The sequence below is a fragment of the Lutibacter citreus genome (genome assembly GCF_003260195.1).
GTDB classification, from domain to species: domain Bacteria; phylum Bacteroidota; class Bacteroidia; order Flavobacteriales; family Flavobacteriaceae; genus Lutibacter; species Lutibacter citreus.
Genome location: NZ_QEIH01000004.1, coordinates 77,711 through 96,060 on the forward strand (window position 1 = coordinate 77,711; position 18,350 = coordinate 96,060).

The 18,350-nt window shown below is 32.3% G+C and carries 15 protein-coding genes and 5 tRNA genes; all 20 read right to left on the reverse strand.

The features are described 5' to 3' along the window. Position 1 precedes the first annotated feature (1 nt). The 20 genes from rpoC to DAD81_RS09415 all read right to left on the reverse strand — a co-directional run bounded on the left by rpoC (position 2) and on the right by DAD81_RS09415 (position 18,342). A complete protein-coding gene (rpoC, locus tag DAD81_RS09320) occupies positions 2–4,276 on the reverse strand; it encodes a DNA-directed RNA polymerase subunit beta' (protein WP_111707998.1) in 4,275 nt (1,424 codons plus the stop codon). Between the two features lie 84 nt (positions 4,277–4,360). Further along, entirely contained in the window at positions 4,361–8,176 is a 3,816-nt protein-coding gene (gene rpoB, locus DAD81_RS09325; protein ID WP_111707999.1) for a DNA-directed RNA polymerase subunit beta, read from the reverse strand. A gap of 119 nt (positions 8,177–8,295) precedes the next feature. Continuing rightward, the gene (gene rplL, locus DAD81_RS09330; RefSeq protein WP_111708000.1) at positions 8,296–8,670 is read right to left on the reverse strand and encodes a 50S ribosomal protein L7/L12; all 375 of its coding nucleotides are present in this window, start codon (positions 8,668–8,670) and stop codon (positions 8,296–8,298) included. 41 nt (positions 8,671–8,711) lie between these two features. Next, positions 8,712–9,230 carry a 50S ribosomal protein L10 gene (gene rplJ / locus DAD81_RS09335; RefSeq protein ID WP_111708001.1) on the reverse strand — a complete coding sequence of 173 codons (519 nt, stop codon included), beginning with the start codon at positions 9,228–9,230 and terminating at the stop codon, positions 8,712–8,714. A gap of 11 nt (positions 9,231–9,241) precedes the next feature. Beyond that, positions 9,242–9,937 carry a 50S ribosomal protein L1 gene (rplA, locus tag DAD81_RS09340; RefSeq protein ID WP_111708002.1) on the reverse strand — a complete coding sequence of 232 codons (696 nt, stop codon included), beginning with the start codon at positions 9,935–9,937 and terminating at the stop codon, positions 9,242–9,244. Between the two features lie 12 nt (positions 9,938–9,949). Then, on the reverse strand, positions 9,950–10,393 hold the full coding sequence (rplK, locus tag DAD81_RS09345) for a 50S ribosomal protein L11 (protein ID WP_111708003.1): 444 nt from the start codon (positions 10,391–10,393) through the stop codon (positions 9,950–9,952). 70 nt (positions 10,394–10,463) lie between these two features. Continuing rightward, entirely contained in the window at positions 10,464–11,015 is a 552-nt protein-coding gene (gene nusG / locus DAD81_RS09350; RefSeq protein WP_111708004.1) for a transcription termination/antitermination protein NusG, read from the reverse strand. Between the two features lie 15 nt (positions 11,016–11,030). Then, entirely contained in the window at positions 11,031–11,219 is a 189-nt protein-coding gene (gene secE, locus DAD81_RS09355) for a preprotein translocase subunit SecE (RefSeq protein ID WP_111708005.1), read from the reverse strand. 14 nt (positions 11,220–11,233) lie between these two features. Further along, positions 11,234–11,306 (reverse strand) — tRNA-Trp (locus DAD81_RS09360). 45 nt (positions 11,307–11,351) lie between these two features. After that, positions 11,352–12,539, reverse strand: coding sequence for an elongation factor Tu (gene tuf / locus DAD81_RS09365; RefSeq protein ID WP_111708006.1), 1,188 nt, complete (start codon positions 12,537–12,539; stop codon positions 11,352–11,354). A gap of 61 nt (positions 12,540–12,600) precedes the next feature. Then, a tRNA-Thr gene (locus DAD81_RS09370) sits at positions 12,601–12,672 on the reverse strand. A 10-nt stretch (positions 12,673–12,682) separates the two neighbouring features. Next, positions 12,683–12,755, reverse strand: a tRNA-Gly gene (locus tag DAD81_RS09375). Between the two features lie 56 nt (positions 12,756–12,811). Then, positions 12,812–12,892: transfer RNA gene (locus tag DAD81_RS09380), tRNA-Tyr, on the reverse strand. Between the two features lie 36 nt (positions 12,893–12,928). Continuing rightward, a tRNA-Thr gene (locus tag DAD81_RS09385) sits at positions 12,929–13,002 on the reverse strand. Positions 13,003–13,099: 97 nt separating this feature from the next. Continuing rightward, on the reverse strand, positions 13,100–13,399 hold the full coding sequence (gene hpf, locus DAD81_RS09390) for a ribosome hibernation-promoting factor, HPF/YfiA family (RefSeq protein ID WP_111708007.1): 300 nt from the start codon (positions 13,397–13,399) through the stop codon (positions 13,100–13,102). Between the two features lie 3 nt (positions 13,400–13,402). Beyond that, positions 13,403–14,290 (reverse strand): tyrosine-type recombinase/integrase, encoded by an 888-nt coding sequence (locus tag DAD81_RS09395; protein WP_111708008.1) that lies wholly within the window; start codon positions 14,288–14,290, stop codon positions 13,403–13,405. A gap of 77 nt (positions 14,291–14,367) precedes the next feature. Continuing rightward, the gene (gene rpsU / locus DAD81_RS09400; RefSeq protein ID WP_111708009.1) at positions 14,368–14,565 is read right to left on the reverse strand and encodes a 30S ribosomal protein S21; all 198 of its coding nucleotides are present in this window, start codon (positions 14,563–14,565) and stop codon (positions 14,368–14,370) included. A 90-nt stretch (positions 14,566–14,655) separates the two neighbouring features. Then, positions 14,656–15,813, reverse strand: a complete 1,158-nt coding sequence (locus DAD81_RS09405) for an acyl-CoA dehydrogenase family protein (RefSeq protein WP_111708010.1) — start codon at positions 15,811–15,813, stop codon at positions 14,656–14,658. 36 nt (positions 15,814–15,849) lie between these two features. Next, positions 15,850–16,722: a ComEA family DNA-binding protein gene (locus tag DAD81_RS09410; protein WP_111708011.1), complete on the reverse strand. Its 873-nt coding sequence runs from the start codon at positions 16,720–16,722 to the stop codon at positions 15,850–15,852. A 15-nt stretch (positions 16,723–16,737) separates the two neighbouring features. Next, a complete protein-coding gene (locus DAD81_RS09415) occupies positions 16,738–18,342 on the reverse strand; it encodes an alanine/glycine:cation symporter family protein (protein WP_111708012.1) in 1,605 nt (534 codons plus the stop codon). Positions 18,343–18,350: the final 8 nt, after the last annotated feature.

Below are 18,350 nucleotides of genomic sequence, written 5' to 3' on the forward strand. Positions count from 1 at the left end.
ATTAAATACTTGAATCCATTTCTTCTTTAGAACCTACAATAATATTATCATAAATTCTCATACCAGTACCTGCTGGAATTCTTTTACCAACAATTACGTTTTCTTTCAACCCTTCTAAGTTATCAACTTTACCGCTAACTGCAGCTTCATTTAATACTTTAGTAGTTTCTTGGAATGATGCAGCAGATATAAATGATTTCGTTTGTAACGATGCTCTAGTAATACCTTGTAAAATTTGCTCTGCCGTTGCTGGTTGAGCATCTCTTGCTTCTACTAACGCCTTATCATCTCTACGTAATACAGAATTTTCATCTCTTAATTGACGAGCTGAAACTATTTGCCCTTCTTTTAAATTAGATGAATCTCCCGCAATTTCCACAACTTTCATTCCGTAGATATTGTCATTTTGCTCAATAAAGTCATTTTTATGAATTAATTGATTCTCTAAGAATAAAGTATCTCCAGAATCAATAATTTTAACTTTACGCATCATTTGACGTACAACAACTTCAAAATGCTTATCGTTAATTTTCACCCCTTGTAATCTATACACCTCTTGAATTTCATTCACTAAATATTCTTGAACTTTTGAAGGTCCTTCAATATTTAATATATCATTTGGTGTAACAGCTCCTTCAGAAAGTGGCATACCTGCTTTAATAAAGTCATTCTCTTGAACTAAAATCTGATTAGAAAGTTTTACTAAATACTTTTTAACCTCACCTAGTTTAGATTCAACAATTATCTCACGATTACCACGTTTAATTTTCCCGAAAGATACAACTCCATCAATTGCAGATACAATAGCTGGATTAGAAGGATTACGTGCTTCAAATAATTCTGTTACACGTGGTAAACCTCCTGTAATATCCCCAGATCTACCTGATTTACGAGGAATTTTAACAATTGTCATACCTGAAGCAATTTTTTCACCATCTTCAATAATTAGATGTGCTCCTACTGGTAAATTATAAGATCTTATTACATTATCATTATCATCTTTTAATAATAATGTTGGTATAGTTTTCTTGTTTTTAGATTCAATAATTACTTTTTCTTGGAAACCGGTTTGTTCATCAATTTCAACCATGTAATTAATACCTCTTTCAATACTTTCAAATTGAATAGTACCAGCAAATTCAGAAACAATAACACCATTAAAAGGATCCCACTTACAAACTACATCACCTTTTTTAAGTTTTTGACCATCAGCAACATAAATATATGAACCATATGGAATGTTATTTACACTTAAGGTTAATCCAGATTTTTCATCAATCATTTTAATTTCAGATGTTCTTGAAATTACAATATCAACTTGTTCTCCGTCCGTATCTGTACCTTTTACAGTTCTTAAATCATCAATAACTGCTTTTCCAGTAAACTTAGTTGTTAATTTATTATTCTCTGAAATATTTCCTGCAACCCCACCAACGTGGAATGTTCTTAATGTTAACTGAGTACCCGGTTCACCAATAGATTGCGCAGCTACAACTCCAACGGCTTCACCAATTTGAACCATTTTATTTGTAGATAAGCTACGTCCATAACATTGTGAACAAATACCTTTTTTAGCTTCACAAGTTAATGCAGAACGAACTTCTACTGTATCAATAGCAGAACCTTCTATAAGTTTTGCTTTTTCTGTAGAAATTTCTTCTCCAGCTTTTACTAATAAATCTTGTGTTATTGGATCAACAACATCATGAAGCGATACACGTCCTGAAATTCTTTCACTTAAAGTTTCAACAATTTCGTCATTCTTTTTAAGTGCTTGAACATTTAACCCTCTCAAGGTTCCACAATCAAACTCATTAACTATAACATCTTGTGAAACATCAACTAAACGACGAGTTAAATATCCTGCATCAGCAGTTTTTAACGCCGTATCCGCTAAACCTTTACGTGCACCGTGAGTAGAAATAAAGTATTCTAAAATTGATAAACCTTCTTTAAAGTTAGATAAAATTGGATTCTCAATAATCTCTCCACCACCTGCTGTAGATTTTTTAGGCTTCGCCATTAATCCACGCATACCTGTTAACTGACGAATTTGTTCTTTAGAACCCCTTGCTCCAGAATCTAACATCATAAACACTGAGTTAAACCCTTGTTGGTCTTCACGTAAACGTTTCATTGAAAGCTCTGTTAAACGACTGTTTGTTGAACCCCAAATATCAACTACTTGGTTATAACGTTCTTTATTTGTTAACATACCCATATTATAGTTAGCCATAATATTATCAACTTGGGCATTCGCATCAGCAATCATTTTGTGCTTTTCTGGAGGAATAATAATATCCCCTAAACTAAATGATAATCCTCCACGGAATGCAAACATATATCCCATTCCTTTCATATCATCTAAGAATTTTCCTGTAGTAGGAACATCAGTAAGTTTTAATATATTACCAATAATATCTCTTAATGATTTCTTATTTAATACCTCATTTACATAACCCGCAGCTTCCGGTACAACTTCGTTAAATAAAACTCTACCAACAGTTGTTGCTATGATTTGATAAACTAATTCTCCTTCTTCATTAAAATCTTTAGTTCTAACTTTTATACTTGCATTTAAGTCAACAGCTTTTTCATTAAAAGCAATTGTTACTTCTTCTGGAGAATAAAAAGTTAATCCTTCACCCTTAATAGGATATTCAGGTGAATTTGTTCTTTCTTTAGTCATATAATATAAACCTAATACCATATCCTGAGAAGGTACTGTAATTGGAGCCCCATTTGCAGGGTTTAATATATTATGTGATGCTAACATTAATAACTGACACTCTAAAATAGCCTCAGGTCCTAATGGTAAGTGAACCGCCATTTGATCCCCATCAAAATCGGCATTAAATGCCGTACATACTAATGGATGTAATTGGATTGCTTTCCCTTCAATTAATTTTGGTTGAAAAGCTTGTATACCCAACCTGTGAAGCGTAGGCGCACGGTTTAACATTATTGGATGTCCTTTTAAAACATTCTCTAATATATCCCATACTACTGGTTCTCTTTTATCTATAATTTTCTTTGCCGATTTAACTGTTTTTACAATACCTCTTTCAATTAACTTTCTAATTACAAAAGGTTTGTATAATTCAGCAGCCATATCCTTAGGAATACCACATTCGTATAATTTCAATTCTGGTCCAACAACAATTACTGAACGAGCAGAATAATCAACACGTTTACCAAGTAAGTTTTGACGGAAACGTCCTTGCTTACCTTTTAATGAATCTGATAACGATTTTAATGGTCGGTTAGATTCTGTTTTTACTGCTGAAGATTTACGTGTGTTATCAAATAATGAATCAACTGATTCTTGTAACATACGTTTTTCATTACGTAAAATAACTTCTGGTGCTTTTATTTCAACCAATCTTTTTAAACGATTGTTACGTATAATTACTCTACGGTATAAATCATTTAAATCTGATGTTGCAAAACGACCACCATCTAAAGGAACTAATGGACGTAATTCTGGTGGAGTCACCGGAATCACTTTCATTATCATCCATTCTGGACGGTTTTCTCTATTTTTATTTGCATCTCTAAAAGATTCAACTACGTTTAATCTTTTTAATGCTTCAGTTTTACGTTGTTTAGATGTTTCTGTGTTTGCCTTATGACGTAATTGATAAGATAATTCATCTAAATCTATACGGTTAAATAAGTCAATTAAACAAGAAGCTCCCATTTTAGCAATAAACTTATCTGGGTCATTATCATCTAAATACTGATTCTCTATTGGGAATGTTTCAAGAATATCTAAATATTCTTCTTCTGTTAAGAAATCCATTTTTTGTAATGGTTCTCCTTCAGCATTCTTAGCCCCAGCAGGTTGTATTACTACATAACGTTCATAGTAAATAATCATATCTAACTTTTTAGATGGTAAACCTAAAAGGTATCCCATTTTGTTAGGTAATGATTTAAAATACCAAATATGAGCAACAGGAACAACTAAATTAATATGTCCTACTCTATCTCTACGAACTTTTTTCTCAGTTACTTCAACACCACAACGGTCACAAACTATCCCTTTGTAACGAATTCTTTTGTATTTTCCGCAGGCACATTCATAATCTTTAATAGGACCAAAAATACGTTCACAAAACAATCCATCTCTTTCAGGTTTATGTGTACGGTAATTTATAGTTTCTGGCTTTAATACTTCTCCGTTTGATTTCTCAAGAATTGCTTCTGGAGATGATAAACCTATCGAAATTTTATTAAATTTTTTTACAGTGTATTTATCGTTTTTTCTTGCCATAATAATATTGATGGATTCGAATTTTAAAAATGTAAAAATATATTAATAGTAAGGAGACAAACCTCCTTACTATCTTTTTAGTTGTTATTCTTCTAATCTAACGTCTAACCCAAGACCTCTAAGCTCGTGCATTAATACGTTGAATGATTCTGGTAAACCTGGTTCTGGCATTGGATCTCCTTTTACAATAGCCTCATAAGTTTTAGCTCTTCCTAAAACATCATCTGATTTTACTGTAAGAATTTCACGTAAAGTACTTGATGCTCCATAAGCCTCAAGTGCCCATACCTCCATCTCACCAAAACGCTGACCACCAAATTGTGCTTTACCACCTAATGGTTGTTGTGTAATTAATGAATATGGCCCAATAGAACGTGCGTGCATTTTATCATCAATCATATGACCTAGTTTAATCATATAAATAACACCCACTGTTGCTTTTTGATCAAAACGTTGCCCTGTTCCACCATCATATAAATATGTATGACCATATTGAGGTACACCAGCTTCTTCAGTAATTTTATCAATCTGCTCTATAGAAGCACCATCAAAAATTGGTGTTGCATATTTAGTTCCTAAATTTTGTCCAGCCCAACCTAATACTGTTTCATAAATCTGACCAATGTTCATACGAGATGGTACACCAAGTGGATTTAGTACAATATCAACAGGAGTTCCATCTTCTAAGAAAGGCATATCTTCTTGACGTACAATACGAGCAACAATACCTTTATTACCGTGACGACCCGCCATTTTATCACCAACTTTCAACTTACGTTTTTTAGCAATATAAATTTTAGCAAGTTTTAAAATTCCAGCTGGTAATTCATCCCCAACAGAAACTGTAAATTTCTCACGACGTAAAGATCCTTGTAAATCGTTTACTTTAATTTTATAATTATGAATTAACTCATTAACAAGCATATTAATATGCGAATCTGTAGTCCAAACACCTTTTGTTAAGTAAACAAAATCTGGTACAGCGTTTAACATTTTTAATGTAAACTTTTTACCTTTTTGTAGAATCTCTTCACTTAAATCGTTTAGAACTCCTTGAGACGTTTTTCCATTAATAAGATTAAATAACTTCTCAATTAGAACTGATCTTAAATCTTCTAATTTTGCAGTATATTTACTTTCTAGGTTAGAAATACTAACTTTATCCTGTGCTCGTTTAGATTTATCTTTAACAGCACGCTCAAAAAGTTTTTTATCAATAACAACACCTCTTAATGACGGTGATGCTTTTAATGACGCATCTTTTACATCTCCAGCTTTATCACCAAAAATAGCTCTTAATAACTTTTCTTCTGGTGTTGGATCTGATTCACCTTTAGGAGTAATTTTACCAATTAAAATATCACCAGGTTTAACTTCAGCTCCAATTCTAATCATTCCATTTTCATCTAAATCTTTAGTAGCTTCTTCTGAAACATTTGGAATATCATTAGTTAACTCTTCAGCTCCTAATTTTGTATCTCTCACATCCATTGAATATTCATCAATATGAATAGATGTAAATATATCTTCTTTTACAACTTTTTCTGAAATTACAATCGCATCCTCAAAGTTATACCCTTTCCAAGGCATAAAGGCTACTTTCATATTTCTACCCAAGGCTAATTCACCTTTTTGTGTTGCATATCCTTCACAAAGTACTTGTCCTTCTTCAACTCTATCTCCTTTTTGTACAATTGGTTTTAGGTTAATAGATGTACCTTGGTTTGTTTTTCTAAATTTAATTAAGTTATAAGTTTTATTATCTCCTTCAAAACTTACCATACGCTCTTCATCAGTCTTGTCGTACTTAATTTCAATAGTATTTGCATCAACATATTCAACAACTCCTGCTCCTTCAGCATTCATTAAAATACGTGAATCTTTTGCAACTCTTAACTCTAAACCTGTACCAACAATTGGTGATTCTGGTCTTAATAAAGGAACTGCTTGACGCATCATATTTGATCCCATCAAAGCACGGTTGGCATCATCATGTTCCAAGAATGGAATTAAAGATGCAGAAATTGATGCTATTTGATTAGGAGCAACATCCATAAAGTTAACCTTTGTAGGTTCAACAACAGGATAATCTGCTTCTTCACGTACAATTAATTTATCCGCAACAAACTTACCTTCTTCTGTTAAAGGAAGATTTGACTGAGCAAATTTCATTCCTTCTTCTTCTTCAGCACTTAAATATCTAGGCTCATCAGTAATATTAACATTACCTTCAATTACCTCTCTATATGGAGTTTCAATAAACCCTAAGTTATTCACTTTTGCAAATACAGCTAATGATGAGATTAAACCAATATTTGGTCCCTCTGGTGTTTCAATAGGACAAAGACGACCGTAATGAGTATAGTGAACATCACGAACCTCAAATCCTGCTCTCTCTCTAGATAAACCTCCAGGTCCTAATGCTGATAATCTTCTTTTATGAGTTATCTCTGCTAATGGATTTGTTTGATCCATAAATTGAGATAACTGGTTTGTTCCAAAGAACGAGTTAATTACTGATGACAATGTTTTAGCATTAATCAAATCAATAGGAGTAAAAACCTCATTATCACGAACATTCATACGTTCACGAATAGTACGTGCCATACGAGATAAACCAACACCAAACTGACTTGCTAATTGTTCTCCAACAGTTCTAACACGACGGTTAGATAAATGGTCAATATCATCAACTTCAGCTTTTGAATTAACCAATTTTATTAAATTCTTGATAATTGTAATAATATCAAGCTTAGTTAAAACTTTTTGGTTAATATCTTCGTTTAAGTTTAATTTTTTATTCATTCTATAACGACCAACTTCACCTAAGTTATAACGTTGTTCTGAGAAGAATAATTTATCAATAATACCTTTTGCCGTTTCAAAATCTGGCGGTTCAGCATTACGTAATTGTCTATATATATGTTCAACAGCCTCTTTTTCAGAGTTTGTTGGATCTTTTTGTAAAGTATTATGAATAATAGCATAATCAGCCATTTCATTATCTTCTTTATGAAGTAAAATGGTTTTAGCACCTGATTCAACAATTTCTTCTACTTGATCCTTGTCCAAAATTGTATCTCTATCTAATACAATTTCATTTCTTTCAATAGAAACTACCTCTCCAGTATCTTCATCAACAAAGTCTTCAAACCAAGTTTTTAATACACGAGCAGCTAATTTTCTACCTAAATATTTTTTAAGACCACTTTTTGAAACTTTTATTTCTTCTGCAAGGTCAAAAATTTCTAAAATATCTTTATCTCTTTCATAACCAATTGCTCTAAACAATGTAGTTACAGGTAATTTTTTCTTTCTATCAATATAAGCATACATTACTTGATTGATATCAGTAGCAAATTCAATCCAAGAACCTTTAAAAGGAATTACTCTTGCTGAATATAATTTAGTTCCATTTGCATGGAATGATTGACCAAAGAATACCCCAGGTGAACGGTGTAATTGAGAAACTACAACTCTTTCTGCTCCATTAATAACAAAAGTACCACTATTTGTCATGTAAGGAATTGTACCTAAATATACATCTTGAACAATTGTTTCAAAATCTTCATGTTCAGGATCTGTACAGTATAACTTTAAACGTGCTTTTAAGGGAACACAATAAGTTAAACCTCTTTCTATACACTCTTGAATTGAGTATCTAGGAGGGTCAACAAAATAGTCTATAAACTCTAACACAAATTGGTTACGAGTATCAGTAATTGGGAAGTTATCAAGGAAGGTTTTATATAATCCTTCGGTACTTCGTTCGTCAGCTTTAGTTTGTAATTGGAAAAAATCTTGAAACGATTTTACTTGAATATCTAGAAAATCTGGATATTCCATTACTAATTTAGCTGATGCAAAGTTTATTCTTTCGGTGAAATTTTTTGATGCCAATGGACAAAACTTTAAGTTAAAAAACTATTAAAATATAAGAACAAATATATACGCAAAAATGGTTTAGGTCAAAGGGAACTCCTAGACCTAAACCTTAATTTGTTTTAGCGGTAATAAGCTTACTTAAGCTCAACCTCAGCTCCAGCCTCTTCTAATGATGCTTTTAAAGCTTCAGCTTCATCTTTAGTAACACCTTCTTTTACTGGTGCTGGTGCGCTATCTACAACACCTTTAGCTTCTTTCAATCCCAATCCAGTTAATTCCTTAACAAGTTTTACAACTGCTAATTTAGAACCACCTGCTGCTTTTAAAATAACGTCGAATTCAGTTTGCTCTTCTGCAGCTGCTTCTCCTCCTGCTGCTGGTCCTGCTACTGCCACTGCTGCTGCAGCTGGCTCAATACCATATTCGTCTTTTAAAATAGTAGCTAACTCGCTTACTTCTTTTACTGTTAAGTTAACAAGTTGTTCTGCGAAATCTTTTAAATCTGCCATTTCTCTTTGTTTAATTTTTATTTATTAGTTTATTAGTGCGCTTATTCTTTCTCTGATAATGTTTTAATAATACCAGATAATGTATTACCACCTGATTGTAATGCTGAAATAACATTCTTCGCTGGTGATTGTAATAATGAAATTACTTCTCCAATAAGTTCTTCTTTAGACTTAATGTTAACTAGAGTATCTAATTGGTCATCTCCAACATAAATAGACTCTTCAACATAAGCTCCTTTTAATAAAGGCTTATTAGATTTTTTACGAAATTCTTTTATTAATTTTGCTGGAGCATTTCCAGTCTCTGAAACCATTAATGAAGTATTCCCTTTTAAAGTAGAAGGTAATTCTCCAAAATCTTTATCAGATTTTTCCATTGCTTTTTCAAGCAAAGTGTTTTTTACAACCGAAAGCTTAATATTTGCTTTAAAACATGCTCTACGTAAATTAGACGTATCTAATGCATTTAATCCAGATATATCTGCTAAATAAATTATGTTTCCTTCAGTTAACTTATCAGTTAAAACTTCTATTACTTGTGATTTTTCTTCTCTCGTCATAATTTCTAGATTTAACTATTAAGCGATTTAGTATCAATACTTATACTAGGACTCATAGTACTAGACATAAAAATACTCTTAACATAAGTTCCTTTAGCTGCTGTTGGTTTCATTTTAACTAAAGTTTGAATTAACTCACCAGCATTTTCAGCAATTTTCTCTGCTGAGAATGATGCTTTTCCAATTGCAGCATGTACAATCCCAGTTTTTTCAACTTTAAAGTCTATTTTACCAGCTTTAACTTCAGTTACTGCTTTTGAAACATCCATAGTTACTGTACCTGTCTTTGGGTTAGGCATTAAACCTCTTGGTCCTAAAATACGACCTAAAGGACCTAATTTCCCCATAACACTTGGCATAGTAATAATAACATCTACGTCTGTCCAACCATCTTTAATTTTTTGAAGATATTCATCTAAACCAACATAATCAGCTCCAGCTGCAGTTGCATCTGCTTCTTTATCTGGAGTAACTAATGCTAATACCTTAATATCTTTTCCTGTTCCGTGAGGTAATGTTACAACCCCTCTAACCATTTGATTAGCTTTACGAGGATCAACTCCCAATCTTACAGCTATATCTACGGAAGCATCAAAATTTACATTGGTAAGTTCTTTTACCAATGCAGAAGCATCTGATAAAGAATAAGATTGAGTTTTATCAACCTTAGCTTGTGCTTCTTTTTGTTTTCTAGCTAATTTTGCCATTTTCTAACTGTTTTATTGTTTTACAGGAGCATCTCCTTTTACTCTTATACCCATCGAACGTGCCGTACCTGCCATCATTAACATTGCTGACTCAATTGTAAATGCATTTAAATCTACCATTTTGTCTTCTGCAATAGTCTTTAATTGATCCCAAGTTACTGTTGCAACTTTACTACGATTAGGCTCAGATGAACCTTTTTTCACTTTTGCTGCTTCAAGAATTTGAACAGCTGCTGGTGGAGTTTTAACTACAAATTCAAAAGACTTGTCTTTATACACAGTAATTGCTACTGGTAAAACTTTCCCTTGTTTGTCTTGAGTTCTAGCATTAAATTGCTTACAGAACTCCATAATGTTAACTCCGGCAGCACCTAAAGCTGGTCCAACTGGTGGTGACGGGTTTGCCGCACCTCCACGAACTTGTAATTTTACTACTTTACTAACTTCTTTTGCCATTTTTTAATCTTAAATTAGATTTTACACTTTTGTGGAAGCTTGATGTAAAATCATATTATTTATGTAACAATTATGAAATTTTTTCAACTTGCATATAACTTAATTCTAATGGCGTTTTTCTTCCGAAAATTTTCACCATAACTTCAAGCTTTCTTTTCTCTTCATTAATATTTTCAATAGTTCCATCAAAACCATTAAAAGGTCCATCAATTACTTTTACTGTTTCACCCGTAATATATGGGATAGCTATATTTTCACTTTGAACAGATAATTCATCAACCTTACCTAACATTCTGTTAATTTCAGCTTTACGCATTGGTACAGGATCTCCTCCTTTAACCTCTCCTAAAAACCCTATAACACCTGTTATTGATTTTATAACATGTGGAAGCTCACCACTTAAGTTAGCTTCTATCATTACATAACCAGGGAAATAAACACGCTCTTTATGTATTTTCTTTCCATTACGTACTTGTATCACCTTTTCTGTTGGTACCAATACTCTATCAACATAATCAGTCATTCCTAGACGTGAAATTTCAGTTTCAATATAAGATTTAACCTTATTTTCTTGCCCACCAATAGCTCTAACTACGTACCATTTTTTTACAGAATCAGTCATACTAAATTTTACTAATTAAAATAATTTAAAATACTCAGTTAAACCTGTTTGGAAGAACTTATCTACTAAAAAAACAGCTACTGCGAATAATATTGTAAATATCGCAACAACCACTGTAGATTTTTGTGCTTCTGCCCAAGGAATCCATGTTACCTTATTACGTAACTCTTCAAATGAGTCTTTTATATATTTAACTAAATTCATTTCTTAATTTTTTGCACGGGCGGAGAGACTCGAACTCCCGACACCTGGTTTTGGAGACCAGTGCTCTACCAACTGAGCTACGCCCGTAAGAAAGGTGCTCCTTCTCAGAAGCACCCTATTTTATTTAGATGATTAGTCTAACATTTCTGTTACCTGACCTGCACCTACTGTTCTACCACCTTCACGGATTGCAAAACGTAAACCAACGTTTAATGCAATAGGTTGATGTAATTCAACAGTTATAGTTAAGTTATCACCTGGCATTACCATTTCAACTCCATCAGGCAACATAATTGTACCTGTTACATCAGTTGTACGAACGTAAAACTGTGGACGATAATTGTTATGGAATGGAGTATGACGTCCACCTTCTTCTTTTTTAAGAACATAAACCTCAGCTTTAAACTTAGCGTGAGGAGTTACAGAACCTGGTTTACAGATTACCATACCTCTTTTAATATCTTCTTTTGCAATACCTCTTAATAAGATACCTACGTTATCTCCAGCTTCACCTCTATCTAATATTTTACGGAACATTTCAACTCCAGTAACTGTAGAAGTTAATTTTTCAGCTCCCATACCGATAATATCAACAGCATCTCCTGTATTTGCTACACCAGTTTCAATACGACCAGTTGCAACAGTACCACGACCTGTAATTGAGAATACATCTTCAATAGGCATTAAGAAATCTTTATCAACATCACGCTTTGGCAACTCAATCCAAGTATCAACAGCGTCCATTAATTCCATGATCTTCTCCATCCATTTCTCATCTTTATTCAAACCACCTAAAGCAGAACCTTGAATAACAGGAGTGTTATCACCATCATAATCATAGAAAGATAATAAATCTCTGATTTCCATCTCTACTAATTCTAATAGTTCTTCATCATCAACCATATCCACTTTATTCATGAATACAACTAATCTAGGAATACCTACCTGACGACCTAATAAAATATGCTCTCTAGTTTGAGGCATTGGTCCATCAGTTGCAGCTACAACGATGATTGCACCGTCCATTTGAGCAGCACCAGTTACCATGTTCTTTACGTAATCCGCGTGACCTGGACAGTCAACGTGAGCGTAGTGACGATTAGCAGTTTGATACTCAACGTGAGCAGTATTAATTGTAATACCTCTCTCTTTTTCTTCAGGAGCATTATCGATTTGATCGAAATCTTTTACTTCAGAAAGTCCTTTCTCTGCTAATACAACAGTAATAGCAGCTGTTAAGGTTGTTTTACCGTGATCAACGTGTCCAATAGTACCAATGTTTAAATGTGGTTTTGAACGATCGAAGGTTTCTTTAGCCATAATTATTAATTTTTAAATCTTAGTTATATATAGTGTTTAATTCTATTCTTCATTTACTTTGAGCCAATGACGGGATTTGAACCCGTGACCTCTTCCTTACCAAGGAAACGCTCTACCCCTGAGCTACACCGGCCAAAAAAAAGAGCGAGAGACCGGGCTCGAACCGGCGACAGTCAGCTTGGAAGGCTGAAGCTCTACCAACTGAGCTACTCTCGCAATAATTTTTTCAAATCATCATTGTTACAATAATCTCTTATTGTATTCTTCTTTAGTGGTGAGAGAAGGATTCGAACCTTCGAAGCTTGCGCAGCAGATTTACAGTCTGCCCTCGTTGGCCACTTGAGTATCTCACCATTAATTATCTTCAAAGATCTTTTCCTTTTATTTTGAGCCGATGGAGGGACTCGAACCCACGACCTGCTGATTACAAATCAGCTGCTCTAGCCAGCTGAGCTACATCGGCTTTTCACTCCATAAAAGAAGCCCGTTATTTCTAACGGACTGCAAATGTATTAAAGTTTTAATCTTAAACAAAACTTTTTTTATTTTTTTTTAATAAATTATTTAGCTCTTACTTTTTCTTTCTTCTGTGTAAGCTTTCTTTTTAAGGTGTCAACAGCTAAACTAGCCCCTTCTTCAAAAGTTTTACATTGCTTTTTCACCACTAAATCTGCACCCGCAATATTTAATTTCACATCAACAGATTTATTCTCCTTATCGCTAGTTTGCTGCACTTTTAGGTACACTTCAGAGTCTACAATTTTATCATAATATTTCTCCAAACTACTTACCTTCTTTTCAATAAAATCAATTAAAGTTTTGTCTGCATTAAAATTTACTGATTGCACATATACTTTCATAAATTATGTTTTTTTAACGCTCCTTGGGTGAGCTTGGTTATATACTTCTTTCAATTTACCCAAACTATTATGGGTGTAAACTTGTGTTGATGCTAAACTTGAATGCCCAAGTAATTCTTTAACCGAGTTTAAATCAGCACCTTCATTTAATAAATGTGTTGCAAAAGAATGCCTTAATATATGAGGGCTCTTTTTTAATTTTGACGACACCGTACTAAAATAATTATTTATTATTCGATACACAAGAGTATCGTATATTTTTTTACCTTTTTTTGTTATAAAAAGATAAGTTTCATTCGTCTCTATTTTTACCCTGTACTCAATATATTTTTTTAATGAATCTTGCACTGGTTTTATTAACGGGATATAACGTTCTTTATTTCTTTTCCCAACAACTTTAACCAGCTCAGATCTTAAATCAACATCACTTTCTTCTATGTTTATTAATTCACTTCTTCTCATACCTGTTGAGTAAAACAACTCCACAATTAATTTGTTTCTAACACTTTCAAAATCTACAGTTTCTCCCATACTTAAAACCTGATTTATTTCTTTTTCAGAAAAAGGAACCTGAATATTTTTTGAGATTTTTAACGCTTTATGCTTTGCTAAAGGATTTAACTCAACTTGTTTTGTTTTTTGAAGAAATTTATAAAACGACTTTAATGAGGAAATTTTCCTGTTAATTGTTCTATTTCCAATACTGGAATTTACCAAACTAACAATCCAAGATCTTATTTGATTATAATTTACATCAATTAAATCATCAGAATTATATTCAATAACGCAAAACGAAGTAAAATCGTTTAAGTCTTTTTTATAAGCCGTTAAAGTATGTTTAGAATACTTTTTTTCAATCGACAAATAATCTAAAAAGGAATTTATTGGCATAAAAAAAACCGTTAATAAAAACAAACATACAAATTGTAATCTGTTTTTACTAACGGTTTAATTTTATTGGCTAAAATTTAACCTTGCTCTTCTGCCGTTCTTAATCTTTGAACATACTGAGCTTTTATATTTTGAGCACGTTTTGTTACAGAAGGCTTGTTGAATTGTTTACGGTTACGTAAATTTTTCATTGTCTTCGTACGATCGAATTTTCTTTTGTAACGTTTTAACGCTCTATCGATATTTTCACCGTCTTTTACTGGAATGATTAACATATTTTGGCACCTCCTCTCAAATCGTTTCTTTTAAATTTTGGATTGCAAAGGTACAATTTAATATAATACAAGCAATAAATAATTTTAAAATTATGTAGCAGTCTTATATTCTTTCTTATCAATAATCATTTTCGAGATAATTTCACGCAAAATTTCAGAAGTTCCTCCTCCAATAGTCCCTAATCTACTATCTCTTAGTAAACGAGCTAAAGGGTATTCTTCCATATAACCGTAACCTCCTAATAATTGAAGACAATTGTAAATTACTTCATCTGCAATTTTTGTTGCCATTAATTTAGACATACTCGCCTCTTTCACAACATAATCTCCCCTATCTAACCTATGAACAATTGAATAATTAAACTCTTTGCACATTTCAATTTCACTTGCCATATCTGCTACCTTATGTCTTAAAGCTTGATACTGATCAATTGTTTTTCCAAATGCCTGTCTTTCAGACATATAATTAATTGCGTAATCTAAGGCAAATTCTGCCCTTGCGTGAGCATTTACAGCCATAATAACTCTTTCAGATGCAAAATGCTGCATTATATATGAAAACCCTTTTCCTTCTTCACCTAACATATTACTTGCAGGAACTCTCACATTATTAAAACCTATTTCAGCAGTATCAGAAGCCTTCCACCCTAACTTTTTAAGGTCTGTAGCAGTAATCCCTTCCATTTCTCTATCTAGCACAAATAAACTCATCCCCTTGTGTTTTAAACTAGGATTAGTCTTTACAGCAACTACTAAATAATCTGAATAAACACCATTAGTTATAAAAATTTTAGAGCCATTTATAATATAATCATCTCCATCTTTTTTTGCTGAAGTTCTTATCCCTGCAACATCAGATCCTCCAAAAGGTTCTGAAACGCATAAACAACCTACTTTTTCACCATTTATACTAGGAACTAAATATTTTTGTTTTATTTCTTCACTACCTTCAGCATTAAGATGTGTCATTGCCAAATAAGTATGCGCCCACATAGCCGCCGCAGTTCCTCCTGAATTAATTTTTTGAAGCTCCTCTAAAAAGATTACACTATAAAATAAATCCAGTTCTAATCCATTATATTTTTCCGGATAATTTAATCCGAAATACCCCATTTCTCCAAACTTTTTGAAAATTTCTTTATCAATAAATCCGTTTTCCTCAAATTTATCTACAAATGGAATTACTTCTTTCTTTAAAAAATCTTTGAAACTTTGACGAAATGCCTCGTGCTCTTCAGTAAAATACATACTTTAAATAAACGCTAGTGGTTATTAAATTTGCTGCTATTCAGCCTTCAAATATAAGATTATTCTCTCATATTTATCCACCGGAAAACCATCTATTTTTTTCAATTCATCTATAGATTGAATTTCAGCTACTTCCGTTCTATAATTCAATATTTTCTTTGTTAGCTCATAATCTATATAAACTATAGACAAAATCTCTTTAAAACTAGCAGTATTCACATTTATTTTTTGAATTGTAGGCGGGTTCAAAACTTTAAAATATTTCAACACCCTATTTGCCACGTCCTCATCTAAATAATAAACCTCGTATAGTTGAGAATTGTTTAGAAATCCTTTTAATTTTGTACGATATTTTATAATTCTATTGGCTGTTTTATCACCAACACCTCTTATTTTAACCAAATCTTCCAATCCTACATCATTAAGATCTTTAGCTATAATAGACTCTTTATTTTTACTTTTGAAAGTCTTTTTGTTAAGTTTATTTTTGGAGTTTACCCAACTTGGGAATTTAAAAAATACACTAATTACAGTTAATAAACTATCATTTATTTGTGTTACTTTTTGGAAGTCTGAAACTGAATTTATGAATTTTCCAGTTTTTCTAAAATTTAATAGCCTATCAATTTCGTTAACATTCATACCTAATTGATATCCTTTAAAATCAGTTATATAATTGGGATTAAAAGGATATATTTTGAATTCTTTCTTTTTTAATTCAACTTGTTTTAAAGAATCCATTTCTTTATTAAAAGTAACTAAATTATTATGAGAAATATGAGGTGTTTTATTTGACGAAAAATCGACAAACCAAAAAACTAATTGAAGCGAAATAATTATAAATAACAAAAAGAAAATCCCATTTCGTTGACGTTTATTAAAACTGAAATAGGATTGAATATTTTTCATTTAATTAAATTGAAATTAATCTTTGTGTCCGATAGCTTTTAAATATTTAGCAACCTCTTCTTTTACTTTTGGAGCCAATATTAGCAATCCTATAATGTTTGGAAATACCATTGCAAAAATCATAGCATCCGAAAATTCAATAACAGAACCTAAACTAGATGATGCTCCAATAACAACAAAAATTAAAAATAATGCTTTATAAGAAATATCTGCTATTTTACTTTTTCCAAATAAATACTTCCATCCTTGAATTCCGTAGTACGACCAAGATAACATTGTTGAAAAAGCAAAAAGTATAACCGCAATTGTTAATAAAATAGAAAAATTTGGAATTGCAGAATCAAATGCTACCGAAGTTAAATCAACACCTCCTAAATGCTTTCCTGTACCATTCATAATTACATTATTACCTTCATCTAAATTTGAATATTTAAATAAATTACTTTTTAAATTAGTAACAACAATAACTAAAGCTGTCATAGTACAAATTACAACCGTATCTACAAAAGGTCCAATAGAAGCTACTATTCCTTCACTTGCAGGAAATTTTGTCTTTACCGCTGCATGTGCAATAGATGCAGACCCTATTCCTGCCTCATTAGAAAAGGCCGCTCTTTGAAAACCTACAATCATAACACCAATAACACCACCTACTAATGATGTTTGATTAAATGCTCCATCCCAAATTTGAAGAAATGCTGCAGGAACAATAGTAAAATTCATAATAATAATTATTAAAGCAGCACCAACAAACATAATCCCCATAAAAGGCACTATTTTTTCAGTTACTCTCCCTATTCTTTTAATTCCTCCTATTATTACAATTCCCACTAAAATAGCCATTAAAACACCAAAAAAGAAACCAGAATCTAAACCAAAAAGTAATTTAAATTGTGCAGCAGCTTGATTGGATTGGAACATATTTCCACCTCCAAAAGAACCTCCTATTACAAAAATGGCATATAATACAGCTAAAACTTTTCCAAAACCACCTAAATTCTTTTCTTTTAATCCTTTTCTCAGGTAATACATTGGTCCTCCATATATTTTCCCGTCTTCACCAACTTCACGATATTTAACACCTAATGTAGCTTCAACTAGTTTAGTTGACATTCCTAAAAAACCAGCTAAAACCATCCAAATAGTTGCTCCAGGACCACCAATAGCAATTGCCACTGCAACACCTGCTATATTTCCTAAGCCAACGGTTGCAGATAATGCAGCTGTTAAAGCCTGAAAGTGTGTCACTTCACCAATAACCCCTTCTACCTGAACAACTTCAAAAACATCTCCGCCAGGAGTTGGATCTCCCGCCACTTCTTCAACTGAGTGATGATCAACTTTATCATATTTTCCCTTTGCCGCTCTAATAGCAACGCCTAACAATCTAATATTTGCAAATTTAAAATAGAGTGTAAAAAACAAAGCCCCCAATAATAATATAATTATTACAATAGGAACATCTATACCTACAATTGAAATTGGATAAAAAACTACTGAACTTACAGCATTTGCAAAAGGTTTAAATTTTGCTTCTATTTTTTCATCTATTGTTAATTCTTGTGCAAAGGTAAATAATGGAGAAAGTACTAGTAGTAACGATACGATTTTACGTTTCATATAATTTT